At 48.3% G+C, this 24,209-nt stretch carries 26 protein-coding genes; 16 read left to right on the forward strand and 10 right to left on the reverse strand.

What is annotated here, in order from left to right:
* Nucleotide 1 precedes the first annotated feature (1 nt).
* From MKY59_RS15190 to MKY59_RS15225, 8 genes are all read left to right on the forward strand, one after another.
* Entirely contained in the window at nucleotides 2-958 is a 957-nt protein-coding gene (locus tag MKY59_RS15190; RefSeq protein WP_339278240.1) for a sugar ABC transporter permease, read from the forward strand.
* A gap of 2 nt (nucleotides 959-960) precedes the next feature.
* Entirely contained in the window at nucleotides 961-1,836 is an 876-nt protein-coding gene (locus MKY59_RS15195) for a carbohydrate ABC transporter permease (RefSeq protein WP_339278241.1), read from the forward strand.
* A 15-nt stretch (nucleotides 1,837-1,851) separates the two neighbouring features.
* The gene (locus MKY59_RS15200; RefSeq protein WP_339278242.1) at nucleotides 1,852-3,315 is read left to right on the forward strand and encodes an NHL repeat-containing protein; all 1,464 of its coding nucleotides are present in this window, start codon (nucleotides 1,852-1,854) and stop codon (nucleotides 3,313-3,315) included.
* A complete protein-coding gene (locus tag MKY59_RS15205) occupies nucleotides 3,299-3,934 on the forward strand; it encodes a Yip1 family protein (protein ID WP_339278243.1) in 636 nt (211 codons plus the stop codon). Before MKY59_RS15200 ends, MKY59_RS15205 begins: the two co-directional genes overlap by 17 nt.
* Before the next feature lie 16 nt (nucleotides 3,935-3,950).
* The gene (locus MKY59_RS15210) at nucleotides 3,951-6,530 is read left to right on the forward strand and encodes a DUF5696 domain-containing protein (protein ID WP_339278244.1); all 2,580 of its coding nucleotides are present in this window, start codon (nucleotides 3,951-3,953) and stop codon (nucleotides 6,528-6,530) included.
* Nucleotides 6,531-6,583: 53 nt separating this feature from the next.
* Nucleotides 6,584-7,429, forward strand: a complete 846-nt coding sequence (locus tag MKY59_RS15215; RefSeq protein ID WP_236414144.1) for a sugar ABC transporter permease — start codon at nucleotides 6,584-6,586, stop codon at nucleotides 7,427-7,429.
* A gap of 17 nt (nucleotides 7,430-7,446) precedes the next feature.
* A complete protein-coding gene (locus MKY59_RS15220) occupies nucleotides 7,447-8,391 on the forward strand; it encodes a carbohydrate ABC transporter permease (protein WP_339278245.1) in 945 nt (314 codons plus the stop codon).
* A 199-nt stretch (nucleotides 8,392-8,590) separates the two neighbouring features.
* Nucleotides 8,591-10,288 carry an RICIN domain-containing protein gene (locus MKY59_RS15225; protein WP_339278404.1) on the forward strand — a complete coding sequence of 566 codons (1,698 nt, stop codon included), beginning with the start codon at nucleotides 8,591-8,593 and terminating at the stop codon, nucleotides 10,286-10,288.
* A 140-nt stretch (nucleotides 10,289-10,428) separates the two neighbouring features.
* Here MKY59_RS15225 and MKY59_RS15230 read toward each other — a convergent pair whose 3' ends face one another.
* Nucleotides 10,429-11,571 (reverse strand): glycosyl hydrolase family 8, encoded by a 1,143-nt coding sequence (locus MKY59_RS15230; RefSeq protein ID WP_236414148.1) that lies wholly within the window; start codon nucleotides 11,569-11,571, stop codon nucleotides 10,429-10,431.
* A 41-nt stretch (nucleotides 11,572-11,612) separates the two neighbouring features.
* Between MKY59_RS15230 and MKY59_RS15235 the strand changes: the two genes are divergently transcribed.
* On the forward strand, nucleotides 11,613-11,921 hold the full coding sequence (locus MKY59_RS15235; RefSeq protein WP_339278246.1) for a hypothetical protein: 309 nt from the start codon (nucleotides 11,613-11,615) through the stop codon (nucleotides 11,919-11,921).
* Nucleotides 11,922-12,235: 314 nt separating this feature from the next.
* Here MKY59_RS15235 and MKY59_RS15240 read toward each other — a convergent pair whose 3' ends face one another.
* From MKY59_RS15240 to MKY59_RS15255, 4 genes are all read right to left on the reverse strand, one after another.
* Complete coding sequence (locus MKY59_RS15240) at nucleotides 12,236-12,946, reverse strand: metal-dependent hydrolase (RefSeq protein ID WP_339278247.1); 711 nt, start codon at nucleotides 12,944-12,946, stop codon at nucleotides 12,236-12,238.
* Nucleotides 12,947-12,971: 25 nt separating this feature from the next.
* On the reverse strand, nucleotides 12,972-13,340 hold the full coding sequence (locus tag MKY59_RS15245) for a carboxymuconolactone decarboxylase family protein (protein ID WP_339278248.1): 369 nt from the start codon (nucleotides 13,338-13,340) through the stop codon (nucleotides 12,972-12,974).
* Complete coding sequence (locus MKY59_RS15250) at nucleotides 13,321-13,752, reverse strand: MerR family transcriptional regulator (RefSeq protein ID WP_339278249.1); 432 nt, start codon at nucleotides 13,750-13,752, stop codon at nucleotides 13,321-13,323. The genes MKY59_RS15245 and MKY59_RS15250 overlap by 20 nt, the downstream gene beginning before the upstream one ends.
* Nucleotides 13,753-13,899: 147 nt before the next feature.
* A complete protein-coding gene (locus MKY59_RS15255; RefSeq protein ID WP_339278250.1) occupies nucleotides 13,900-14,352 on the reverse strand; it encodes a CBO0543 family protein in 453 nt (150 codons plus the stop codon).
* Nucleotides 14,353-14,576: 224 nt separating this feature from the next.
* Between MKY59_RS15255 and MKY59_RS15260 the strand changes: the two genes are divergently transcribed.
* From MKY59_RS15260 to MKY59_RS15270, 3 genes are read left to right on the forward strand one after another with little or no spacing between them, the layout of a single operon-like run.
* The gene (locus MKY59_RS15260) at nucleotides 14,577-14,789 is read left to right on the forward strand and encodes a helix-turn-helix transcriptional regulator (protein WP_236414160.1); all 213 of its coding nucleotides are present in this window, start codon (nucleotides 14,577-14,579) and stop codon (nucleotides 14,787-14,789) included.
* Entirely contained in the window at nucleotides 14,779-15,093 is a 315-nt protein-coding gene (locus MKY59_RS15265) for a hypothetical protein (protein WP_236414162.1), read from the forward strand. The genes MKY59_RS15260 and MKY59_RS15265 overlap by 11 nt, the downstream gene beginning before the upstream one ends.
* Before the next feature lie 4 nt (nucleotides 15,094-15,097).
* A complete protein-coding gene (locus MKY59_RS15270) occupies nucleotides 15,098-15,811 on the forward strand; it encodes a class I SAM-dependent methyltransferase (RefSeq protein ID WP_339278251.1) in 714 nt (237 codons plus the stop codon).
* 145 nt (nucleotides 15,812-15,956) lie between these two features.
* Here MKY59_RS15270 and MKY59_RS15275 read toward each other — a convergent pair whose 3' ends face one another.
* Nucleotides 15,957-16,442 (reverse strand): nitroreductase family protein, encoded by a 486-nt coding sequence (locus tag MKY59_RS15275; RefSeq protein ID WP_339278252.1) that lies wholly within the window; start codon nucleotides 16,440-16,442, stop codon nucleotides 15,957-15,959.
* 124 nt (nucleotides 16,443-16,566) lie between these two features.
* Complete coding sequence (locus tag MKY59_RS15280; RefSeq protein ID WP_339278253.1) at nucleotides 16,567-17,136, reverse strand: nitroreductase family protein; 570 nt, start codon at nucleotides 17,134-17,136, stop codon at nucleotides 16,567-16,569.
* A gap of 267 nt (nucleotides 17,137-17,403) precedes the next feature.
* On the opposite strand from MKY59_RS15280, the gene MKY59_RS15285 reads away from it, so the two are divergent.
* Entirely contained in the window at nucleotides 17,404-17,880 is a 477-nt protein-coding gene (locus MKY59_RS15285) for a MarR family transcriptional regulator (protein ID WP_339278254.1), read from the forward strand.
* 123 nt (nucleotides 17,881-18,003) lie between these two features.
* Here the strand turns inward: MKY59_RS15285 and MKY59_RS15290 are convergent, their stop codons facing one another.
* From MKY59_RS15290 to MKY59_RS15300, 3 genes are all read right to left on the reverse strand, one after another.
* Entirely contained in the window at nucleotides 18,004-18,903 is a 900-nt protein-coding gene (locus tag MKY59_RS15290; protein ID WP_339278255.1) for a TetR/AcrR family transcriptional regulator, read from the reverse strand.
* Between the two features lie 111 nt (nucleotides 18,904-19,014).
* Nucleotides 19,015-19,290: a DUF1648 domain-containing protein gene (locus MKY59_RS15295; protein WP_339278256.1), complete on the reverse strand. Its 276-nt coding sequence runs from the start codon at nucleotides 19,288-19,290 to the stop codon at nucleotides 19,015-19,017.
* Complete coding sequence (locus MKY59_RS15300; RefSeq protein ID WP_339278257.1) at nucleotides 19,271-20,770, reverse strand: MDR family MFS transporter; 1,500 nt, start codon at nucleotides 20,768-20,770, stop codon at nucleotides 19,271-19,273. Before MKY59_RS15300 ends, MKY59_RS15295 begins: the two co-directional genes overlap by 20 nt.
* A 301-nt stretch (nucleotides 20,771-21,071) precedes the next feature.
* Here MKY59_RS15300 and MKY59_RS15305 point away from each other — a divergent pair, with 301 nt between their 5' ends.
* The 3 genes from MKY59_RS15305 (at nucleotide 21,072) to MKY59_RS15315 (ending at nucleotide 23,887) form a co-directional block, all read left to right on the forward strand.
* A complete protein-coding gene (locus tag MKY59_RS15305; RefSeq protein WP_339278258.1) occupies nucleotides 21,072-21,866 on the forward strand; it encodes a tyrosine-protein phosphatase in 795 nt (264 codons plus the stop codon).
* Nucleotides 21,867-21,976: 110 nt separating this feature from the next.
* A complete protein-coding gene (locus tag MKY59_RS15310; protein ID WP_339278259.1) occupies nucleotides 21,977-23,176 on the forward strand; it encodes a PQQ-binding-like beta-propeller repeat protein in 1,200 nt (399 codons plus the stop codon).
* A 213-nt stretch (nucleotides 23,177-23,389) separates the two neighbouring features.
* Complete coding sequence (locus tag MKY59_RS15315; protein WP_339278260.1) at nucleotides 23,390-23,887, forward strand: DinB family protein; 498 nt, start codon at nucleotides 23,390-23,392, stop codon at nucleotides 23,885-23,887.
* Nucleotides 23,888-24,209: the final 322 nt, after the last annotated feature.

The raw sequence follows: 24,209 nt of genomic DNA on the forward strand, positions 1-24,209 counted from the left end.
GTTGCAAGCCAAAACAACCAAGACAGCAGCCGCTCCTGCCGTCCATACGCGTCCGGCGGGCTGGTGGTCCCTTTTGAAACGGGATCTGTACCTCAGCAGGCACTATTACGTATTGATGGCGCCGTTTATGTTGATCTTTTTCCTGTTCACTGTCATTCCAGTCGGCATTTCGCTAGGCCTCAGCTTTTTCCACTTCAATATGCTGGAGGTGCCGCGTTTTATCGGCTGGCAGAACTATTCACGTCTTTTTCTGGGCGACGACGTCTTTTTGATTGCGCTGAAAAATACGCTGCTGTTCGCCGTTATCACTGGCCCTGTCAGTTATATTGCCTGTTTTTTGTTTGCATGGATCATCAACGAATTGTCGCCCAAAATCCGGGCGGTCATGACGCTGGTTTTCTACGCACCGTCCATATCAGGCAACGTGTTCTTCATCTGGCTGATCATCTTCTCCGGTGACAGCTACGGGTACATGAATGGTTTCCTGATGCGCCTGGGCGTCATCCTGGAACCCGTGCAATGGCTCGCAAACGAGAAATACGTGCTGGCCATCGTCATTATTGTTCAGCTGTGGCTTAGTCTGGGAACCAGCTTTCTGGCGTTTATCGCAGGTCTGCAGACGATTGACCGATCTCTGGTGGAAGCCGGTACGGTAGACGGGATCAAAAACCGCTGGCAGGAGCTCTGGTACATTACGCTGCCATCGATGAGGCCCCAGCTCATGTTCGGTGCCGTGATGCAGATTACGGCTTCGTTCGCCGTAGCCGAAATTTCGATCGCCCTGGCCGGCTTCCCAAGCGTCAACTATGCGGCGCATACGGTCGTTACCCACTTGATGGACTTCGGCACCATTCGCTTCGAGATGGGATATGCCTCGGCCATCGCAACGGTGCTGTTTGCACTGATGCTTGGCACGAACGTTCTGACGCAAAAAATGCTGAGAAGGATAGGTGAATGACGATGACCAGCAAAGTACGTGCCGCGTTAGGCATGCCAAAAAGACTGAATCGGTCATTTGCCGTCAGCCTGATGCTGTTTGCCCTGCTGGCCGTGTTTGGATCATTTATGGTGCTGCCGCTCATCTATGCCGTTAACAATGCATTCAAGCCATTGGATGAGCTGTTTATTTTTCCGCCGCGCTTCTGGGTGAACAATCCGACAACGGAAAATTTCGCGGATCTGATCAATCTGATGGGCAATTCGTGGGTACCGTTATCCCGCTATATTGCCAATACATTGCTTATTACGATATTGGGAACGGCAGGGCATATTCTTCTGGCCTCAGCGGCCGCTTATCCGCTGGCGAAATATCGCTTTCCCGGCTCCAGAGTGTTGTTCACCATTATCATTTTGTCGCTGATGTTCTCGCCCCATGTCACAGCGATCCCGAACTACATGGTCATGTCCTGGCTCGGCTGGATCAATACGCATGCCTCCATTATTGTGCCGTCGCTTGCGTTCTCGCTGGGGCTCTTCCTGATGAAGCAGTTCATGGAGCAAATTCCCGATGCGCTGCTGGAGGCAGCCAAAATCGACGGGGCCAATGAATACCGGATATTTTGGAGCATCGTGATGCCTAATGTAAAGCCGGCCTGGCTCACACTGATGATTTTGCAGTTTCCGGCCCTCTGGGGAACGGACGGCGGAAGTTTTATTTACAGTGAAAACCTCAAAACATTGCATTATGCGCTCAGCCAGATTGTTCAGGGAGGGATTGCGAGAGCAGGGGTGGGTGCTGCGGTTGCGCTGCTGCTCATGATCGTGCCGATCACCCTGTTCATCATCTCCCAGAGCAGCGTTATGCAGACGATGGCTACATCGGGCATGAAAGAGTAGAGAGGAGGCAGCGAGGTGCGGAAAAGCACATGGAACAAGCACAGCTGGATCATGATGGGCATGGTCTGCCTCCTGTTGTTCAGCCAAGCGGCTGCACCGGCAAGTGCAGACGGCAAGCAGGATGCTTACCAATACTCCTACTGGGGCGATTCCGTTCCGGCGCCGGCGGCGTATGAGGCCACGTCCATCATCACGGGCAATAAACTGGACACCGGTGCGTTCAAAGAACCGAGCGACATGCATGTCACAGCGGATCAGCGTGTGTTCGTACTGGATTCCGGCAATGGCCGCATCGTGGAGCTGGATCGCGATCTGAAGCTGGTGCGGACGATTGATTCCTTTGAACGGGCGGGCAAGGAGGAGCAGTTCAACAATCCGCAAGGGATCTATGTCAGTAAAAAAGGAGATCTCCTCGTTGCGGACACGGACAATCACCGGGTCGTTCATCTGGATGAACAAGGCCATCTGGTCAAAATTGTGGCTGAACCGAAATCGGATCTGTTACAAGCGGATTTTCAATTCAAACCCGTGCGGGTTGTCATGGATCAGGGAGAACGGATTTACGTCATGGCGGCGGGTGTATTCGACGGATTCATGGAGTTCAGTGCGGACGGCACATTTTCCTCCTTTATCGGAGCGAACAGGGTTCAGGTTGATCCGGTGGAGTATTTGTGGAAACGGTTGGCCACGCGCGAGCAGCGCAGTCAGATGGTGATGTTCACGCCGACGGAGTTCACCAACCTGGATCTGGATGAAGAGGGGTTCATCTACGCCACAAGCGGCGACCGCGGCAAAGATCCGATCAAGAAGCTGAACGCCCAGGGCACCGATATTTTGCGCAGACAAGGGTATCATTACCCCCAAGGCGATCTGATGTACACGAACGAAGCAGGGCCTTCGCGCCTGGTTGATGTAGATGTAGGAGACAGCGACATGTATTCCGTGCTCGACTCCAGCAGAGGACGAATTTTCACTTATAACGGCGACGGATACCTGCTCCATATTTTTGGCGGCATTGGCAATCGGTTGGGACAATTTAACACGCCGGTCGCATTGGAACGTGCAGGAGACCGGATGCTTGTGCTGGATAAGGCGCTCGGTGAGATTACGGTATTCCAGACAACGGAGTACGGTCGCACGTTGCATGAAGCGGTACGCAGTTATTACAACGGCGACGAGGACCAATCCTCGATGCTCTTCGCCAAGGCTGCCGAAATGAATGCGAATCTGGAGTATGCCTATGCGGGTATTGGCAAATCGCTGCTTCGCCAGAAGGAGTATGCCGAATCAGCGCAATATTTTAAACGGAGCATGGAGCGGCAGGGGTATTCGAAAGCATTTCTTCTGTTCCGCAAAGAACTGATGCGCGAGCATTTCTCGTGGATGATGTCCGGTTTATTCCTGGCTGCAGCTGCGTTTGTCACCGTCGTCATCGTTCGCAGGCATAAAAGGAGGATAACGAATGCAAGCGCCAAGTAAGCAGCTTTACCAGTATCCGCTGCATCTCATCTTTCACCCTTTCGACGGATATTGGGAACTGAAATATGAACGCAATCAACGAACGACATTACTGATAGCCTGCATGATCATGCTGCTGCTGGTGGTTACCAAAATTTTGCATGCCCAGTACAGCGGCTTTCTCATTAATTTTAACAATCCCAAGTATTTGAATAGTCTGCTTGAAGTGTTGTATGTCGTGATCCCGATCCTGTTCTGGTGTGTGGCCAACTGGTCGTTAACCACCCTGATGGACGGAGAAGGCAAGTTTTCGGAAATTTTTATGTCAACGTGTTTTGCATTGGTGCCGCTGCTCCTGATTCATTTTCCGTGGATCTGGCTAAGTCTCGTCATTTCCGCGCAGGAAGCAGCCTTTTATTATTTCTCCAATGCGCTTGCCGTTGCCTGGACGGTGTATCTGTTATTCGTGGGCAACATGACCGTTCACCAGTACACGCCGGCGAAGACGGTGCTTACGATGCTGCTTACACTGGCTGCCATGGCTTTTATGGCCTTTCTGTGCCTGCTATTTTTCAGTCTCGTACAGCAGATCGTATCGTTTGTCGTCACCATCTATCAGGAATTAGTGCTTCGGGGCTAAGGAAGGAGGACATCCAGTGAAATATGCTGTAGCGAAAAAAATAACCGGAATGCTGCTCATTGGCAGTCTGCTTCTAAGCGGTTGCCAGTTCTCGCCATCATCGCAGGTTCGCGAGGCGGCCGCTGTAGAACAGACCGATTTTCCCTCCCTGCCTCCCGGAGAAAAACTGAAATCTTCCTTTAGCGATGCGCGACTTCAAAGCATGATTGGCATTGCCGGGAATGAGGCCTTACGGTTGTTTATCAATGAAGAGACTGCAGAGATTGCTGTCCTGCACAGAGAGAGCGGACAAATCTGGCGCAGCAATCCTGCAGACCGGGAGCAGGACGGAGTTGCGGCAGGCATCAACAAAGACCTCCTGTCGTCTCAAGCAAGGCTCAGCTTCTTCAACAGCCAGGGCCAGAGCAGCATGGTGAACTCGTTTACAGATAGCATCGGACATAAGCAGGTTAGCTATGAGGCTATGCCAAACGGGGTTCGGGTTCACTATCAGTTCGGGAGCACCGAGCGCTCGATTGAAGACTTGCCGGTCAAAATCAGCAAGGAACGATTTGAGCAGAAGCTGTTGGCACAGCTCGACAAGGCCGGGGAACGCGCCCTGAAGATCGGTTATACGGAGGATAAGGACGAAGGAGTCTACGTTCGAATTGACAAGGCACTGCAGGGACTTCAGCTGTCCCGTGCCCTTAAGGCTTTTGACGCGGCCGGTTATACGGAAGAAGACCTGGCACAGGACAATGCCGAACATGGGATTGATCAGGAGCGCAGCGGACCGCGGCTCTTCATGATGACTTTGGAATATGAACTGGATGGCGAGAATCTGCTGGTGCGTGTACCTGCATCCGGCATACATTTTCCGGAGGAATACCCGATCAACACCATATCCGTGCTGGAATATTTCGGAGCCGGAGGGACGAATGAAGAAGGCTCCATATTTGTGCCGGACGGCTCCGGAGCACTGATCCATTTTAATAATGAAAAAATCCAGTATCCGGGTTATCAGCAAGATATTTACGGACCGGACTTGACGATGAAGCTCCGGGAAGCCGGCTCGAATGAAACTAAAGCGAGATTGCCGGTCTTTGGACTGATTCGGAAAGAGGGTGCTTTCCTTGGCATCATCGAGGAAGGTGACGCTGTGGCCGTGGTGAATGCGGATATCAGCGGCAAGCTGAACAGCTACAACAACGTTTATCCCAGCTTCTATGTCGTGAACAAGAGCGATGTGACGCTTCAGGCCAGCGATATGGTGCGTACGCTTCCGAAATTTCAGAAGAGGCCGACAGCCTCGGACTTTGTTGTCAGATACGCTTTCGTTGGTGCGGAGAAGGCTTCGTACTCGGGACTCGCCGCATTGTATCGGAATTATCTGCTGCAAACCGGCGGACTTCCCGAACAGCAAGCAGGCGAAGAGCAGCCGGGTATTCCATTTTATCTGAAATTGATTGGAGGCATGACAACCCGGCAGCATATGCTGGGGATTCCTTACGATTCTACAGAGGCACTTACGACGTTTGAGGAAGCCAAGCAGATCCTGTCCACGCTGAAGGAGAAGAACGTGTCGAACATTCAGGTTCGCTACGCCGGATGGTTCAACGATGGGCTGCATCACCGTCTGCCGGATTCCATCTCGGTGGACGGCGCGATTGGCGGGAAGAAGGGCATGCGTGATTTTAGCGATTATGCACGGGAAGCGGGGATCGGGTTTTATCCGGATATGGCTCTGCTGAATGTGCAATCCAAGAAAGGGTTCAAACCGTCCAGAGAGGCATCTCGAACGTTAACCCAAGAACCGGCTGTGGTATATCCGATGAATCAGGCTTTGCAGCAACGGGATCGGGACCGATCTCCATCCTATGTACTCTCGCCCAACAAGCTGAATCAGCTGACGGAAGAGATGCTGGAAGAGATGAAGTCTATTCAAAAAGAGGAGCACTCGCAATCACTGAGCCTGAAAGATCTGGCTGAGCAGCTGAATAGCGACATGAACCCGAAGAAGCTGCTGGATCGAACGGAAGCGTTGGGCGTGGTCACCAAAGCGCTGGAACGGATCAAACAGCAGGCAGGCTCCGTTGTGGCCGAAGGTGGCAATGGCTACGCACTGCCTTATGTTACTGGGTTGACGGATGCTCCGATGAGCAGCAGCCAATTCAAACTGGAGGATGAAGAGGTTCCGTTCTTCCAATTGGTCGTTCACGGAAATATCAGTTACACCGGCTCTCCATACAATCTCTCGACCTATACGAACCCGAGACAGTATGTATTGAAGCTGATTGAATATGGTGCGAGCCCGTACTTCGCCTGGTTTAATGCGCCGAACCATGTGGTCAAACAGACCGACTATGACGATCTGTACGCGGCAAACTACGAGCAATGGATAGATCTGGCTGCCGAGATGTACAACGAGGTCAATCAGATCAATCAGCCATTTGCCGGGCGTTCCATGAAATCGCATGAATCATTGGCGGAAGGTGTGTATCGAACAACTTATGACGGCGGTGGCTTCGTGATCGTGAATTATAATGACTTTCCTGTAAAGGTTGAGAACCAAACCGTGGAAGCTCAAAGCTATATGACTGGTGGTGAGCAGCTCTGAAGACGCTCCTGAAATGGAAATGGGGAAGTCGTACGTATGCTCAACAGAAAGCCATGTGGGGCGTCATCTACGTGCTTCCGTGGCTGGTCGGATTTGTTTTGTTTTTCTTTATCCCGCTGCTGGCGTCTCTGCGTTACAGCATGAGTGCGATTCAGGCCAATGCGGAAGGCATTGCCATTCAATTCACTGGTGTCGCCAACTATATTCAGGCACTCACCGTCAATACAAGCTTTAACCGCGCGCTGATCGAGTCCGTTACCGATGTGCTCGTCAATGTGCCTCTCATCGTCATATTCAGCCTGTTTCTCGCCGTCATCCTGAACCAGAAGTTCAGAGGCCGGGCCGTGGCACGCTCCATCTTTTTCCTGCCCGTTATTCTGGCTTCGGGAGTCATCATGTCGCTGGAGAGCACCAGCTTGATTGATGCCGTTAATCAAAACAGCACCGGTGGAAGCGCACTAGGTACATTTGAGCTGGAATATCTGATGCTGGATGCCGGGGTAAGCGAATGGATCGTGACGTATCTGAGCAGTGCCGTCGATCGGATCTATCAGATTGTCAGCCAGTCAGGCGTGCAAATTTTGATCTTTTTGGCAGGCATTCAGACGATCTCGCCTCAGCTCTACGAGGCATCCAAAATGGAGGGGGCCACCGGATACGAAGCCTTCTGGAAAATTACGTTCCCGATGGTCAGCCCGCTGATCTTTGTCAACGCCATCTATACGATTATCGACTCGTTTGCCAATAACGCCATGACTGAACTGATCCGGGATACCGGATTCGTGAAGTTCGACTTCGGCCTAAGCTCTGCCATGGCATGGGTGTATTTCCTGGCCATTGCGATCATTCTCGTGATTGTATCCATCATTTTCTCGAAACGAGTCTTCTATCAAGATTAGAAAGGAGGACGTTCAGCGTGACCACTTCACGATTATTATCGCTGGAACATTGGAAAGGCTGGCTCTGGTCTGTCGTTCGATTTGTACTGATTACCGGACTTTCCTTTGTTATCCTCTTTCCGATATTCCAGAAAATCTCAACGTCCATCAAAGACAAGGGTGATCTGTATTCCGCGGTGGTGGTATGGATACCCCAAAATTTCTCGCTGGATAACTTCCAGCAGGCCATTCGGGTGATGGATTACTGGGCGACGCTGTTTAATACCTTCGCGCTGTCAGCCTCGACAACGCTCTTGACGACAGCGTCCTGTGCTCTTGCCGGATATGGTTTCGCACGATTGAAGTTCAAGGGGAGCAACTTGCTGTTCGCGGGCGTCATTCTCACGATTCTCGTTCCGCCAACGACCATCCTGATTCCGGTGTATCTGAATCTGAAAAGCTTTGACCTGATGGGCCTGATGACACTTATTGCCGGCAAACCGGTGAATCTGCTGAACACCTACTGGCCGTTCATTCTGACCGCCATTACGGCCAATTCGCTTAAAGCCGGATTGTATATTTTCATCTTCCGGCAGTTCTTCCGCGGCATCCCGAAGGAAGTGGAGGAGGCTGCCTACGTGGACGGTGCAGGCATCGGGCGAACCTTTGCCCGAATCATGCTGCCGAATGCGATTCCGTCCATGGTGACCGTGATGCTGTTTTCCTTTGTATGGCAGTGGAATGACAGTTTCTACACGACCACGTATCTGACATCAAGCAAAGTCATGTCGACCCAACTGTCATCGCTTCCATACAATCTGGCGCAGCAAGTGAGTGATGGCGCCTCCAAGGCAGACCCTTTCTATCTCAGCATGATCCAGGATACGGGGATATTGCTTGCCATTCTGCCTTTGATCGTCATCTATCTGTTCGTGCAGCGTTATTTCGTGGAAAGTGTGGAACGTACGGGGATCGTTGGCTAACGTTTGGCCGGTACAGTAAAACTGGAGACTTAAAAATAAACCGTGGAAGGAGGGAAATTCATGCAGCTGCACGGATGGAACGGGGTGCGGGAGCGGGCACCAACGGATATGAACGGCTCGTAAAAGCTGTGCTTGAATTCAACACATATCGAATAAGGGAAAGCCATCGATCATGAGAGGAGGAACCAAAGTGAAGAAGATGTGGATGTCTTGTAAACTTTTACTCGTTATGGCTTTACTGATCACGATTGCTCCATGGGGAGGCGGCCGTGCCGAGGCATGGGTGGGCATGCCTATGGGCAAGCTTCACGTCAGCGGCAAACATCTGGTGAACAGCAACAATCAGCCTGTGCTTCTGAACGGCTGGCATCAACCGTCAGGTGCCTACTGGACGTATCAGGACAGCAATTACTATCTTAATCTGCACGGCAACAACCGTCATGCGGCTACACTGGCCTACCTGAAGGACATTACCGATACGTTTGCGGACACAAGTCCGAAATACGGCAGCAATCATGGCTGGAATATGAATCAGGTTCGTCTGTTCATTGATCGTCAGGACATGGGTGATGTGGCGGCGGGTACATACAATTTTGCCGGTGTGCAGACCGTTACGCAGAACGTCATTATTCCGTATATTCAGTATGCCAAGACAAAAGGTGTATACGTTGTCCTGGGTCTTGACTTCACGTTGAAGGATGATCAGGCAACGACCGCTGCCAATCTGCAAAAGTTCAATCAAATCTGGGGTTATCTCGCCTCCCGTCCAGAGATTAAAAGTGCGGACAACGTTCACTTCGAGCTGATTAACGAGCCGGTGAAGTCATACGCCAATGGACATTGGGGCGGCTACAACGGGGAAAACGACTTTGTCGATCACTGGAACGACTTGCGTAACTTTCAGAACTCCATCATCTCGACGATTCGCAGCCAAGGCGCGGACAATGTGATCTGGGCGGCAGGTCTGGGCTACAACCAATTCTATAGTCTGACGGCAAGCCATCCTTTGACCGACCCGCTGAACAACTACGGATATGCTGTGCACTGGTATCCTGGTTACGGCGCGTATGATAACTTCTCCATTTTGCAAGATCAGTGGAATACGAACGTCAAGGCGGCCGCAGACAAATATCCGATCAACATTACCGAAGTAACCTGGTTTAAGAATAAACCCGGCGACTCAGCATACTGGAACTTGTTTAATGGCAGCAACGAAGGTTTTGGCACCAATACGAAAACGATTTTCAATGCGGCAGGTAATGTCAGCATCGCTGCCCATATGAACGGCTTCATTCTGGAGCCGGGTCAACGCAGTTCTTTTGCCGACCCTACGGCAGGACTGAAATGGGACGGGGATGCTTCGCGGAGCGCGATGGGCCGTTTCCTGTTCAACTGGTATCATGAACGTGCACAAACGTATCCCGGCGGCGGAAATGGTGGTGGACCGACAACCGGGCTTGTATCAGGCGAAACGTACAAAATTGTAGCCAGACATTCGAATAAGGTCATCGATGTTCCCGGCGGGCAAAACCAGAACAATCTGCAGCTCCAGCAATGGAGCGATCTGGGCGGCAATCCGCAGAAATGGGTTCTGACTTCGATCGGTGGCGGAAGCTACACGCTGACCAGCGTGAACTCTCCCGATAAAGTGATTGATATTCGCAACGGTACCCTCACAAACGGCGAAGCGGTGCAGCTTATGAGCAATCTGAACACGACCGCACAGCATTTTAAAATTAACGATCTGGGCAATGGGTACTGGAGTATCATCAACGTAAACAGCAACAAAGCGATCGAAGTGGCGAATGCTTCGTCGTCAGACGGAGCAAAGCTGCAGCAAAACGATTATACCGGCGGGCTCCATCAACAATGGAAATTTGTTGCCGTCAGCAATTAACATCCATGTAAAAGAGGACCTTTCCGGCCGTAATGCCTGAAAGGTCCTCTTTTCGTTGAAATTTCGGCCTGCGTGGTGCAATGTGATGCGTGTGATTTCCATTTGCGATGATTCATTGTTGGATGATCATTGTCGGATAATCAATATATGCGATATCTGCCGCTTAAAGCCAGCAGACTGAAGAAATATAGGCAATTGTCGTAGTATCGGCGTTCTCCTTGTCGCAGCGGCGTGTTCCAGAACCGGCGAACGAATGGTTCGACATCCGGACCGTCCGCAGCCAGCGAAGCCATCGCGTTCGTGGCGAGCAAGCCTACAGGATGCAGGGAAGGTTCGTCGAAGGGTTCACCTTCGATGGTATATCGACGATATTCGGATACGTCAATGCCACTGAAGAAGGACTGAATCCGATTGGATTGTTCGACCTGCCACGGATCTTTGTGGAACCATTCCCAATCCAGAGCAATATTTGCCGCAACCCGGTAAGCATCGCTGTAAAAATGTCTAAAATCACCATGCGGCTGAACCGGAGCGGGTGAGCCGTCGTAATTCGCATATTCAGGCGAAAGCCCGGTTACAGGATGACAGGCGGTATGCAGATAAGCCCGACTTGCCGCCGCTGCTTCCTTCCAGAAGGCTTGATCCCCCTCATCCGCATATATTGCGAACAGTTCGTAAAAGTGGGGGAGATGGTAGGAGGGGTCGCTGAATGGTGATTCCGGAACAAACTTGATCAGCCGGGTATCCGGGTCCCACATCGGATCTCCCTCGCCATTTTCACCTTGATGGATGCAGGCGCGGAGGATTTTTCGGGCTTGTTCCTTGTAATCGTAAGGCGCAGCACCATCACCCCAGCGGTTGGAGGCAAAGAACAGGGCCATGGCGAAAAACTCCTCGCCGTCAGGGGCAGGACCTTGCGACAGGCGGGTACCGTCAGGCTTGCAATGCCAAGCAAAATAATCCTTGTATCGGCCTTCGGTATGCTGCATATACGTACGGGAAAAATTCCAGAGTCGATCAAATTCTTCTTTCTTATCCATTTGCACGGCCATCATCATGCCGTAAGACATGCCTTCCGAGCGTACATCGTGGTTACCGGTGTCGAGGAAGTACCCTTTGTCCTCACCCATCGGGTAATAAATTCGTGTATTCTCGTCTCCATAGAACAGCTCGTTCCATGTCTGCTCCAGTTTTGCCTCAATTTCCTTCTCGTCATAGCCCAGTTCCAGGAACAAATTCCTGTATGCTCCTGTATGGAACGCCCCATTTTCGTTGGTAGCCATGGATATCCTCCTTCGTTGGTCACGTTTAGCCAAATTATAGCATGACAGGCAGTACCCAAATTAAAGCGTTTTCTTTGAAAAGCACGGATCATTGCATCCTGATCTTGTACGGCATGACCATGCCGTTTAACAATCTCTGCAGGGTAAGTGCAGGCAATGTAGGGCGTTCGAACGGTTCCAAATATGGAACTGTAAACGGGACGAAAGTCATCAGTAATGCCCCTTTTACGGCAACCGGAGACTGGGGAGCCTGGGGAGAGAAAATGGTCTCCGTGCCGATGAACCAAGGGATCAATACGTTGAAATTAATAACCACCGGAACGGAAGGACCGAATATAGATCGAATATAGATCGAATAGTGATTTCAGCTCCATAGGCTTTCTAAACATTTGGCGACGACTTACGACCCCGGTGACCGGTTCACGGATCGAATCGATGACGAGTTTGGAGAAGCTCGCACTGCAGGAGATATCCACTTACTATTTTTAATCAACATATGGGAATATATCGGGTCGAACTTTTCGGAATGACTCACTATTTTAAGTTTTCCTCTTGCGGATAGTACAAGTGAAACTGCACCACCCGCAAAGTAGATGGGATGTTATTCAATTATAGTTCCTATCTTCCAGCGCCAGGGGAATTTTCATCACAAACCAACCTGGTTTTACTGGATCGTATCACCAGGACATATATCATAAACCGTTAAATCTTCAATATCAGAAAGCAGAGCAGAAAGTTCGCTTGGTCGACCGGTTAAAAAATCAAATACGCCAAAATGTGTCGGGATTACATTTTTTATATTTAGAAGGCGGACTGCCTTAGCTGCCTCTCGAGGGGACATCGTATAAGCATCGCCAATTGGCAATAGTGCCAGCTCTGGCTCGTATAATTCCGCAATTAGAGCCATATCGCCAAATACGTTTGTATCCCCAGCATGATAGACCGTGTATCCATTTTCGAATTTGATTACGTAGCCCATGGGCTCCCCACCATAAATAATCTGATCATCATCAACGAAAGCCGAGGAATGGTCTGCATGTACAGCAGTAACCGCAATGTCTCCTAATTTTCGAGTTCCACCTTTATTTATCGAAACAACATTTTGGACACCCTTTTTCTGGAGAATAAATGCCAATTCCCAACCCGCCAATACTATGGCACCTGTCGTTTGCGCAAGCCAAACGGCATCTTCAGCATGATCTCGATGTGCATGTGTGAATAAAATGTAATCTACTTTTTCAATGTTTTTTATTGTCTCGGGGCAGGAGGGATTATTTTTAATCCATGGATCAATAAGTATTTCTTTATTTCCGGGTGTTTTTATATAAAATCCGCCAAAACCAAGCCAAGTAAAAGAAATATTCCGGTTTAACATGTTGATATTCCCCTCTTATAAATTTCTAGTTGTAAAAAACTTCCTTAGCCGCATTCAGTCCATTTAAAGCAGCGGGGAAACCAGCATAAACTGCCATTTGCATCATTATCTCTACAATCTCTTCTTTTGTGCATCCAACATTTAAGGCACCATTAATATGAACTTTCAGTTGAGGAATTGCGTAACCAAGAGCGGTTAAAGCAGCGATGGTTGCAATTTCACGAGATTTCAGATCCAATCCAGGTCGACTATAGATATCACCAAATGGGAATTCAACTAAGAAACGTTCGAAATCAGGGGCAATGCCTTTCAAAAAATCACGAGTATGACCTCCAGATTCTCCGACTACCTCATTCATTAATTGTATACCGACTTCATATCTTTTTTTCGTCATCTTTTAAATCCTCCGTCTCTATTTTACCCGATGCCTCAATGTACTTTTCGTAGAATGAAATTTTTTGAGCCACGGCATTAATAAGTAATTCAATATTTTGTTGTTGTTCAAGTAACTTATTCTGATGATTCAAAAGAATCGATAGTCGATTGCTAACTGACTCTTTGGGCATTTCTCCAGATTCCAAACGTTCCAGTATGCAGCCTTCTTTTGTAAACTCCGAAATATCTTCAAGGGACATCCCTGTTTTTTTGAGAGTTACCATAAATATAAGAAAGTTTACTTCAGAATCCGTAAATTCTCGTATTCCGCTATCGTTTCTCTTAATTTTTGGAATCAACCCACTTCTTTCATAAAATCGAATGGTATGTGCAGAAAGCCCGGTTCTTTCCGCAACTTCTTTAATATTCATTCAAGGAACTCCTTTTGTTGTCGACTTGGTCCCATCTTACACCTTTAAGTTTACTCTAAGTCAAGCTACCTCTTTTGGGAATTTGTAGACTTTCAAACTTTTCGGACACCGAGATTACGGAGAAGTTCCGTTAGGTTCTTTGCGGTTTTACCTCCAAACTTTAAACATTTTTCTGAAAACAAGGCTATACCCGTAAGCTAAAACGAAAGGCAGAAAGTAGGACAAAAACGTCCAGTAAATGTTCCAATCATTGAAATAGATGACCTTGCCCATTTGTTTAGCGATCCACTCCAGAATCGTTAAAATGAAGGATGATGCCAGTATTGTCGGCCAAGGCTTCATCCCTTTTTCAAGAATGGCATATATCATAAGACATCCGAACATGGGATATAAACCTAAATCCATAGGGAGGGCTGCATACGATTGATTGTTGGTGTTCGGGAGGATATTCCAGAAGAAATTAAAACCCACATTGTTGACGCAGCTGGAGGTAGCCACTCCCAATGGATAAAAAGCAAGTAGGATGTTGAGGTTCCTGCGCAGAATCCATCCGCCAATGATCACGGGAATCACAAAAGCGATAATGACATTACTCAGCATGCAATCACTCCCCGAAGTTTCATTCGAATCAATTTCTTATTATTGGCTTCATCGAACCGTTTCATAATGGATCAAGGAAGGAAAGCAGAAAAAACAAATGATTCAGGGTCTGAAGCGAAGTCCAGGAAGTTAGAGTTGCAAACCCTTAATTGACATATTATTACACGTAAAGTATAGTGGGCTATGTAAAGCTGACTTTACATTTTGGTTTTTGGAGGACTAACGTGCAAAACCATATCCGCGCTAAGCGCATGGATGCGTCATTGACGCAGGAAGAATTGTCTCGTCTGCTCAAAGTGTCCAGGCAAACGGTCGTTTCCCTGGAAGCAGGGAAGTATAAACCTTCGCTTGTGTTGGCACACAAGTTAGCCCAAACCTTCAGGTGCAGCATTGAGGAATTATTCATTTTCGAGGGGGACGAAAACATTGAATCCTGAAGTCATGAACCAGATTGTAGGCGTCGGAGGGATCATAGCAGGGATGCTTGCAGCCATAATCACGGTCATCGTATCCCGGAGCAGGCTCAAAAAGCGGTACGAACTCGATGAAAGGTACACGTATTGTATTACCAAATCAAAGGCTTTTTCATGGAATGCTACAACAGTCACGCTTGCCGTTGCTTGGATTGTCGCCATGGTTATGGAAGGAGTCTCTCTATCGTTCTTTATCATTACGGGTATATTCGTCGTTCATTGTCTGTCCTCGATCGGCGCGAATCTGTATTATTCAGCAAAAAACTGACGTTATGCATAAGTTGGATCTCTGTAATGACAGGGATACAACAAAATACAATTTCTATCTTGAAGCTGCCAGATCGAGCCCGGGCGAAGTGTTAGAGCTTGCGTGCGGTACAGGATTGGCAACCATTCATTTAGCAAAATCGGGGATTCATATAACCGGCGTTGATATTTCTGCAGCGATGCTTGAGTATGCGCGGTTTAAGGCTCAAGGCTTGCCTGTGGAGTTTATTGAAGCGGATGCTCTTACCTTCGATTCCGATAAGCGCTTTTCTTTGATTTATTTAACCGGAAATGCATTTCAAGCATTTTTGAGCGAAGAAGATCAAGTGGCCTTACTCGGAACAGTGTACAAACACTTAAAGCCCAATGGAATGTTTGTTTTTGAAACACGGAACCCCTTGGGGACCGATTTATCTGACGAAGAGGAGACGACCTGGGGAGAATTTACGGATCAGGATGGAATTAAAGTCAAGGTATCCGGAACGCAATCCTATGATGCAAGGAACCAAATCATGCACTGGGTCACTTTCCGTGATTGGGGATTCAGGAAAACAACTTCGCGAATTGCATGTCGTTCTACGGATAATGATACGCTTAAGCATCTGTTGACCCGTCACGGCTTTCATATCGAAAGCCAGTATTCGGACTGGGATAAAACACCCTTCACGCCTTCGTCTTCTTCCATCATCAGTGTTTGTCGAAAAAAACAAGGTGAATAGTTCCGGTATGCTGAGGAAGCAGCTGATGCATATTATCGTGGACAAAGAAACAGACGATGCAAAGTCGCTAAAAATAGCGATTGTCTCTTTAAAGAATGGAACCACGATCTAGTCCCGAGCTCAGGTCAAGATCGTGGTTCCGTCATTAACATTCACGAATACGGAGACGGGTGGGTTGATCTTTTTGGGATAGGCTTCCGATATCCGCGTACCCTATATTCAGAATTGCCGCTATTCGCTCATGATCCCGTATCCCCAATCTTTGGCGAACCGTCTCGTCATAGATCCAGCCCTCGATGCAAACCTCAATGCCTATGCCGTTGTCCATCCCGAGCAGCTTTAAGTTTTGAATCAAGCAGTAAACGGCGGCCAAATCTTCCGCTTGTTTGTGCATGGCGCCTTCGGCATTCGCAATGGCGACCAGATGCGCCGGGGCTTCGCGACGGTGGAGAGGCAGTGCTTCTTCACGGTGTTTGCCTTCCACGAACAGGAAACGCCAGGGTTCCCGCAGACCATCATTCGGTGCCCATACCGCTGCATCCAATAGACGCAGAATCGCTTCAGGGTCGACCGGTTTTGGTTCGAAGGAAGGAAATCGATCGTTTTTGTGCAATACATCCGAAATTAACATGATCTTCTGCTCCGTTTCTTTAAGTGATATAAGCCGGGGAAGTTAAATCAAGATTGGTATATAATTGGTTTATATTCGTTGTTATACAAATAAATTAGAGATGGGAACGAGTGCATCAAATCGTTCAGGTTTGCGGCCAGCGACTCCATTTTTTTGCGGCAGGCGTCCGCTTGCGGGGACGGGGTGTTTTGTCAATGAAACCAAAGATCAAAATACCGACCAATCGTTCACGTTCTGACATGCCCAGTTGTTCAAAAAAGGACCTGGTATACAACATTTCATCTGTGCGCCAAAACATGCCGATCCCGTTTTCCCAAGCTAACAGCTGCAGGTTTTGCAGGTAAAAACAAACATTTGCATACTGCCGGTCTCGTTGCTCCGGCGAACCATGATCTTCCACAACAACGGCCACGAGGCCGGGGACCTCGGAAAAGTACTTCACCATCGTTTCCTTTAGGGGCTTGGGGGTGAGCTTGCCAAACCGGGTAACCGCAAAAGAATCCATCATATACCGGGAAAGACGAGTTTTGGATTCGTGCGACAGGGCCAACATAAGCGTCATGGCATTCAGCATTTGTGAGTCGCACAAATTAGACGCTTGATTCAATACATCCTGAATAAGGTGATCGGGCACAGGCTGATCGGAGAACTTCCGTATGCTCCGGCGTTCCCTAATGATGGATTCAACCTTCATTTGGAATCACTCTCTTTCTTATTGTTTCTGAAGAAAACATAATAATTTAGATGAATAAGTACATACTTTTAATTACGACAATAATATTGTTTCATATGAAACAATATTATTGTACAGTATGCTACCTGTAGTGTCAACCCGGGATTGCGACGTGAGGCAAGCTTGGAGCATTGCGTTGAGAAGGCAAGCAGGTACAGGTCCTCTTTGTTTCTTAGGAAAACATGCAGTGATATAATAAAAGAAATAAGTCAAGGAGCCAAGCAGATCATGGAGACTTTAAATAAAAACAAAAACGCAATTCATGAAAGCTTCATTCAATTCCTTCAACACAAAGAACAATACGAATCTCGGATATCCGCGTCATACCTTGAGGATCTCCGAAAGCACATCGGTGCCAGCTTCAGCTTGAACATGACGGAACTGCATACCATTGCATGCATCGGAGAGCAAGAACCGATCAATATCACGTCCATCGCGGAACGGATTCATGTAAGCAAAGGCAATACCTCCAAGATCGCCAATAAATTGCTTAAGGCTGGTTGGGTACGAAAAGCTCAGCTTAACGATAACAAAAAAGAAGTATACTTTCGATTGACGCCTGTCGGGAAAAAGCTGTTCGCTGCCCACGACGAGCTTCATGCGAAAGAAAAGCAGCGCATGTACGATTTTTTGGGTCAATACAGCAATGCCGAGCTTGAATTTATCAAAAAATTGTTCGATGATATGGCTGCCTTTTACCAATGAGAATAGGAAATGCATGTCTTTTGGGGCTTATGCCCGTGAATAACGTTTCCCCTAAAGCAGAATATCCTGCAGCGAAAAGCGGGTTCGGAGCCCTCTTTGCTGCAGGATATTTTTTTGAGCCGGCTACTGCCTCTCTTGTCGGATTACTCCCAAGCGCTGCTGCAGCTGGTTGGCGTAGAAAGACAATTCGGGCTCCGCAGCCAAATCCCGAAGCAATGCTTGAATCAGAAAAGTCCGCGGCTTGTCCCCGGCCAACTCCTCCTCAAGCAGCATTGCCACTTCTTGAAGCTCCTTCTTTCGGGCATTCGGAACATACAGATCAGGAATGGTCGATTGTATGGTTCGAAACAAGGTAGAGATTCTGCCTGAATTTGTGGGTACCGCTGAACCCAAATCCACTTCCTCGTATTCTTTCATAAGCTCGGGTGTTAATAAGGGCAGGGGAGAAGCTTTGCCCAGGCCATCCACCAAATCATCCATCCGTTCCGCAATAAATACCGCCAGTTTTTCGGCCGGGATCGGTTTGTATGCAAACAACAAATGAAAAGTATACTCCCGAACAAGACCGCTGAACAGGGCTGTCACGTCCCACTTCCAATTCGAGATGGCCGAACCGTATTGCCTCGACAACAGATTCTCGTAGTAGTTGAACATTTGAACCTGAATCTGATGAATGAGAGAGGAAATATTGTCGCTGCCTCCCGGAGGAAATTCATTATAATCCCGGGAAATATAGTAGCCATGGCGGCCAAAGAATTGAAACAAACACGTAATTTCGGATAAGTACGTTTCCCGGCGTGGCAGTGCCAATTTACGAATTCGCTCCACCCCATCCATCATCGATTGCTGACGTTGTTTCAAAATGCTGACGAACAAGTCTTCTTTGGATTCGAAAAATTTGTACAGAGATCCTTTCGCGATGCTGCAATCGTCTGCGATGTCTTGAATCGACGTTGCCCGATAGCCTTTTTCCATAAAAAGGCGGACGGCGGATTGGATGATTTTGTCCTTCAATAAACTCATGTTCAGTTCTCCTTATCACTCGTTACGGATCAGGTTTAATGCCTCTCCAGCTCCTTAGTCAAGTATAACCAATATTCGAAGAGCAAAAAAGAAGGATTGCTTCGGGGACGCCTAGATCAAAGCGAGCCATAACATGCAAATTTGCAATAGAGCCAGTACATAAATAAGCCAGCCGGCACCTTCCCTCCATCGGCGATAGAGCAGAACAATCATCAAGACAGGAAGAGCAAACAAGCCGACCCATCGACTGACAAACCTGTCGGCTTGACCATTCGTAAAGTGAATGGGGAGCTCCGATGGAGCAAACCATACCGCAATGATGGCCGCTAGCAATGCCAGCACTGTGACGAGAATAGGCGTTTTGGGATTAAAGAGGAAATTGATCATGTTCATGTATCCTTTCGTTTGAGTCATTCACAGAGGAAGAGGAGCCTTTCTTTGCGGACGGCGTTTTTTTCTTCAACAAAAAGCTGCATACCAATCCCACCGTCGCGATGCAAGCGGCCAGCCAAAATGTGTCACTAAAAGCAGCGGTGTGAGCATCCATGGCAGACAGCTCTTTGCCTGCGTTATTCGTGATGCGTGACGAGAGATAACCCGTAAAACCGGCAATCGCAAAGGATGACACCACTTGTTGGGAAGCGCTCGTTAGCGGAGTAACCCGGCTAACCATCTGGGGCGGCGTGGCGTTCAATACGTAAGTGTTAAGCGACATCATTGACAGACCCATCCCTGAACCGAGCGCAAACAAAATGAGCATGATGAAGGAAGGACCGTAATCCGTTCCCACAATCGACATGGCAAAAAGCCCGCCTGAGATCAGCAGCATGCCCACAGTCAATGGAGGACGCGCCCCCATTTTGTCAAACCATTTTCCGGCCAATGGCATGAAGATCATCGAACCGATCGCCTGAGGCAAAAGGTGAAGGCCTGTTGCCAGTGGTCCCAATTGCTTGACCTGCTGAAGGAGCAGCGGAAATAACAGCACGGTACCGAACAGAGCCGTTTGCATGATCCAGGAGGTTATTATTCCGATCGTAAACGGCCCGGACTTCATAACGCGCAATTCAAGAAGCGGTTCTCGCTGCACTAAACAGGAGATGACGAAGAGTGCCAGCAAAACGGTACCCGCCGACAAGCCCCAAAGAGCGTATGAAGAGGCCAAGCCGCTCCCTGCTTCGCTGAAGCCGAACGTCAGACAAGCAAAAGCAGCAGGGCCGAGAAATAAGCCCAACACATCCAAACGAGGGTTTGCTTGGGATTGGAAGGAGGGCAGGTGCTTCATGCCGATCCATATTCCTGCCAACCCGATCGGAAGGTTAATCCAGAAAATCCAATGCCAGCTCACGTATTCAACCAACCATCCGGATATAACCGGCCCGAGAGCAGGAGCGAGAAGCATCGGTATGCCCAGCATGCCGATAATTGACCCACGTTTGTCAGGAGGCGCCAGGCGATACACCATCGCCATTCCGACCGGAGAAACCATTCCTCCTCCTAAACCTTGAATGACCCGAAAAAGAATGAGCTGTCCGGACGTTTGAGCAAATGCGCATAGCAGAGAACCAAGCGTGAAAAATCCGATGGAACTCAGGAACACTCGCTTAGCGCCAAATTTGTCCGAAAGCCACCCTGCCAGTGGAATGACTGCAGAGAGAGCTAACGTATAAGCGGTGACCGCCCACTGCATCGTTTGGAGCGTAACGCCGAAATCCCGCACCCAAGTCGGAAGGGCGACGTTCACCGCCGTACTATCCAGAATAACCATAAACGTTCCGATGACGATCGCGATCAGCGGCGGTAGATACGGTCGAATGGAAAATGAACTTTCTTTGGGCTGTTCCTGAAGTAATGAATGTTGAGACATGCATGAATACCTGCTTTCATGAGGATTTGACGGGACGAGGCTGGCCGGCTTCAGCCCGTTCCGCAAGGCATATTTTTGCCTTTCTTAACCTATTAGTTTTATATAAAACCAATAAGTCACGATACATCATATCCTTCACATGACGTTGTGTCAATCATCAGACGAAGCGATAAAACACATTTTTGAACATATGGTTCTTTACAAAACCAGTTAGTCAAATTATGATGGTTATTAGTTTTCAAGAACGAGTATCGGTGTAAATACTTTACATGAATGTGAGATCAGAAAGTAGGAAGCGAACATGGACAAGAACAACAAAGAGCACGGCATCATATCTTCTTTTGACGGGTTGGGCAACTTCAGGGACTTTGGGGGTTATGACACAACCGACGGCAAGAGAGTGAAGAGAGGGCATTTGTTCCGCTCGGACGATTTATCCAAGCTTTCGAGAAGGGACATTGCGCGGCTGGAACAGACCGGCATGCAATTGATTTGTGATTTGAGGACGGAGACTGAACAACAGTCCAAAAAGAGCCGCATGCTGAATCGGGGGATCGAGGTCGCTAATCTGCCTATGCAGGACAAAAGCCAAGCGTTTACCAGGCTTGAATTCATGAAATATTTGATCCGGCATGGGAGCGAGATTAACTTTGAACAACAGATGAAGGACATGTATTTTCATATGGGGAACGGATCCCAATCCACGATCAAAAACATTTTCAGTTTGTTATCCAGGAAAGAAAAATTGCCCGTTCTGATTCATTGCACCGGAGGCAAAGACCGAACCGGATTTATCGTGGCGATCATCCAGCTTTTTCTCAACGTTCCGTATGATCACGTCCTGAAGGATTACCTGTATTCCAATGTACGCATTGGACCTCGCATGAAAAAAGCGGAGAACATGATTCGTTTCATGAGTTTTTACCGCGTGCCGGCAGAACGGATCAAACCTATATTGGAGGTAAGGCGCGACTATCTGGAGGATGTGCTTCAACCCATTCTGGCTCGCCATGGCACCATAGAAAACTATTTGATAAACGAATGCGATATTCCCGAAAAGCATCTTGAAACCTTCAAGGAACTCGTACTCGAATGAGGCATAACGGCAGCATACGTAGTACTTTTAGAAACGATAGGTTCTTGAAAAAACTAGTGAGTAGGATTACAATTGACACTAAATCCGGAATAACAGGAGGAACAGAAACAATGAATTCGATTGGAAAACAAACATTGTCCAGATTCGTCAAAACAGGATTAGCCATAACTTTTCTCTTATCGCCAGTCTCATCGTTTTGGGTGGATACCAACCAGGTATCGGCCCAGTCTGCAGACAACGTTGCGTCCACGAACCTGAAACCCGTTTGGACCAAAGCAGTTGGTGACCTGAATCAAATGGACATAAAGGCCACACTAATCAAGAATGATTTATACTACACGGTTGGTGGTAAATACATTGCCTTTGATGCTTTGTCCGGCAAAACTCGCTGGACTTATCGGGCTGCTGCGTCTTCACAAACAGTTACGGATGGCCAATCGGTGTGGGTTACGGATACAACGGGGCAGCTGCTGAAACTGAATGCAAAAACAGGTAAATTGCAATGGAAAGTTAAAACGCAATTACGCCCAGGAAAAGGGGAGAGTTACTCCAATTTCAGTTTGCATCTGGCGGATGGGGTGATTTATGTCGGGGACGAATATGGTCTAACCGCATACAACGCCTCAAACGGTAAAGTGAAATGGAAATTAAAAGGCGGCGAACATGGGTATAACGTTCTTCTTACCGGGAAAATGCTTGTCGCATCTACGACCATCTCGGGAGGTTTAACAACGAGCAGTTTGAAAGGGATCGATGCCGCGACCGGTAAAGTGAAATGGACGCTAAACGATGGGGACCATCAGGACATCCTGTATTCAAACGGAAAAACGTTTTACTCCCGTGACGTAACCGAAGGCATCGATGCCGGTTATGCGGCAAATATTGATGAAATTGAATTAAGCAGCGGAAAGATTAAGGCTACCCGTTCTTATGTCCCTGTAGACTTTGTGGAAGAACTTAGCGCGGTCGATGTCGTATCCGATGGAAGTTACTTCTATGTCATCGGCAAATACGATGAACGTCAAAAACAAGCGGTCGTTTCACGCTTTCCCGTGAACGATCCTTCCATCACCAAGCCCGATAAAACTTACGTTTTCCCGGTGTCGGTCGTGGATTGGTCAATTCCGGGCCGTGATGGCATTGCCTATGCCCGTTTAGGGAACGGCAATCTGGTGGCCATAGATACGAACAGCGGAAAAACGTTGGCCTCCGTATTGTACAAAGGGACCCCATTGCCAACCCTCGTTGGCCAAGACGTAATGATTGTCCAATATGGCTCGAAAATCAGCGGAGTAAAGACCGGTCGCTGACCGATTGAAAACCAATGCTCTATTTGGACATGTCGTCCTAAGTTTAATCATGATCGGTTCATTTGGAGTAAATTCCTTATGAAGTGCCGGCAGCCCTCAGGGGCTGCTTTTTGCGGTGAAATGCTTGCTGACAGAGTTGATGCAGCACAAAAATGATCTTTCCACGAGTCCAAGTTTATAGTATTCTGTACATATAAGGGAGGATGGTAAACTGTGGCAATAGATCTGATTATTGGCGATGCCAAACACGAGCTGGCTTCTACCCGCCGCATCCTGGAACGCTTGCCCGATGAGCATATGGAATGGCGTCCACACACTAAATCGATGACGCTCGGCGGGCTGACCACGCACTTAATCAATCTGGTAAACTGGCAAGTCGCGATTTTTGTTGGACCTGAACTGGATCTGGCGACTGTGCCGCCCAGACGGGAAGCTTTGACAAGTCGAGCGGATGTGTTGAACGAATTCGACGAGAACGCCGCAAAACTGGAAAAGCTGTTATCCGAATGCAGCGAGGAAATGCTGGGCGAGGAGTGGACCTTGCGAAGCGGGGATTATGTCATTTTGCAGCGCCCGCGGGCAATCGCATTGCGCACCTTCGGTCTTAGCCATATGATCCATCACCGTGCACAGCTTGGAGTTTACTTCAGACTCCTGGACATTCCCGTTCCTGGATTGTATGGCCCCTCGGCCGACGACAGCGTGAATTAAAAGAAAATTTGAACAGAACAGTCGCAGTATATCGGTTCGATGACCGATGTGCTGCGACTTTTTTGACGATTGACGTTAGTTGCTAAAGAGAAAGGGAAGAGCAGGCTTTAAGGCATTCAACGGAAAGTGTGAGGTTAAGTCATGTGCCTAACTTTAATAGTATACAACATAAATATTATGTAAACCTAAATAGAAAAGAAACTACTTTGCATTACAAGGCATTGAATAAGGTGAAATTCAGATGAGGTATACACCCCGCATGACATGATGGTTATGCGGGGGTATCCATCGACTTCGTATCGCTTATATATAACCCGACATC

Origin of the sequence: Paenibacillus sp. FSL W8-0426, assembly GCF_037969725.1 — a bacterium.
Taxonomy (GTDB): domain Bacteria; phylum Bacillota; class Bacilli; order Paenibacillales; family Paenibacillaceae; genus Paenibacillus; species Paenibacillus hubeiensis.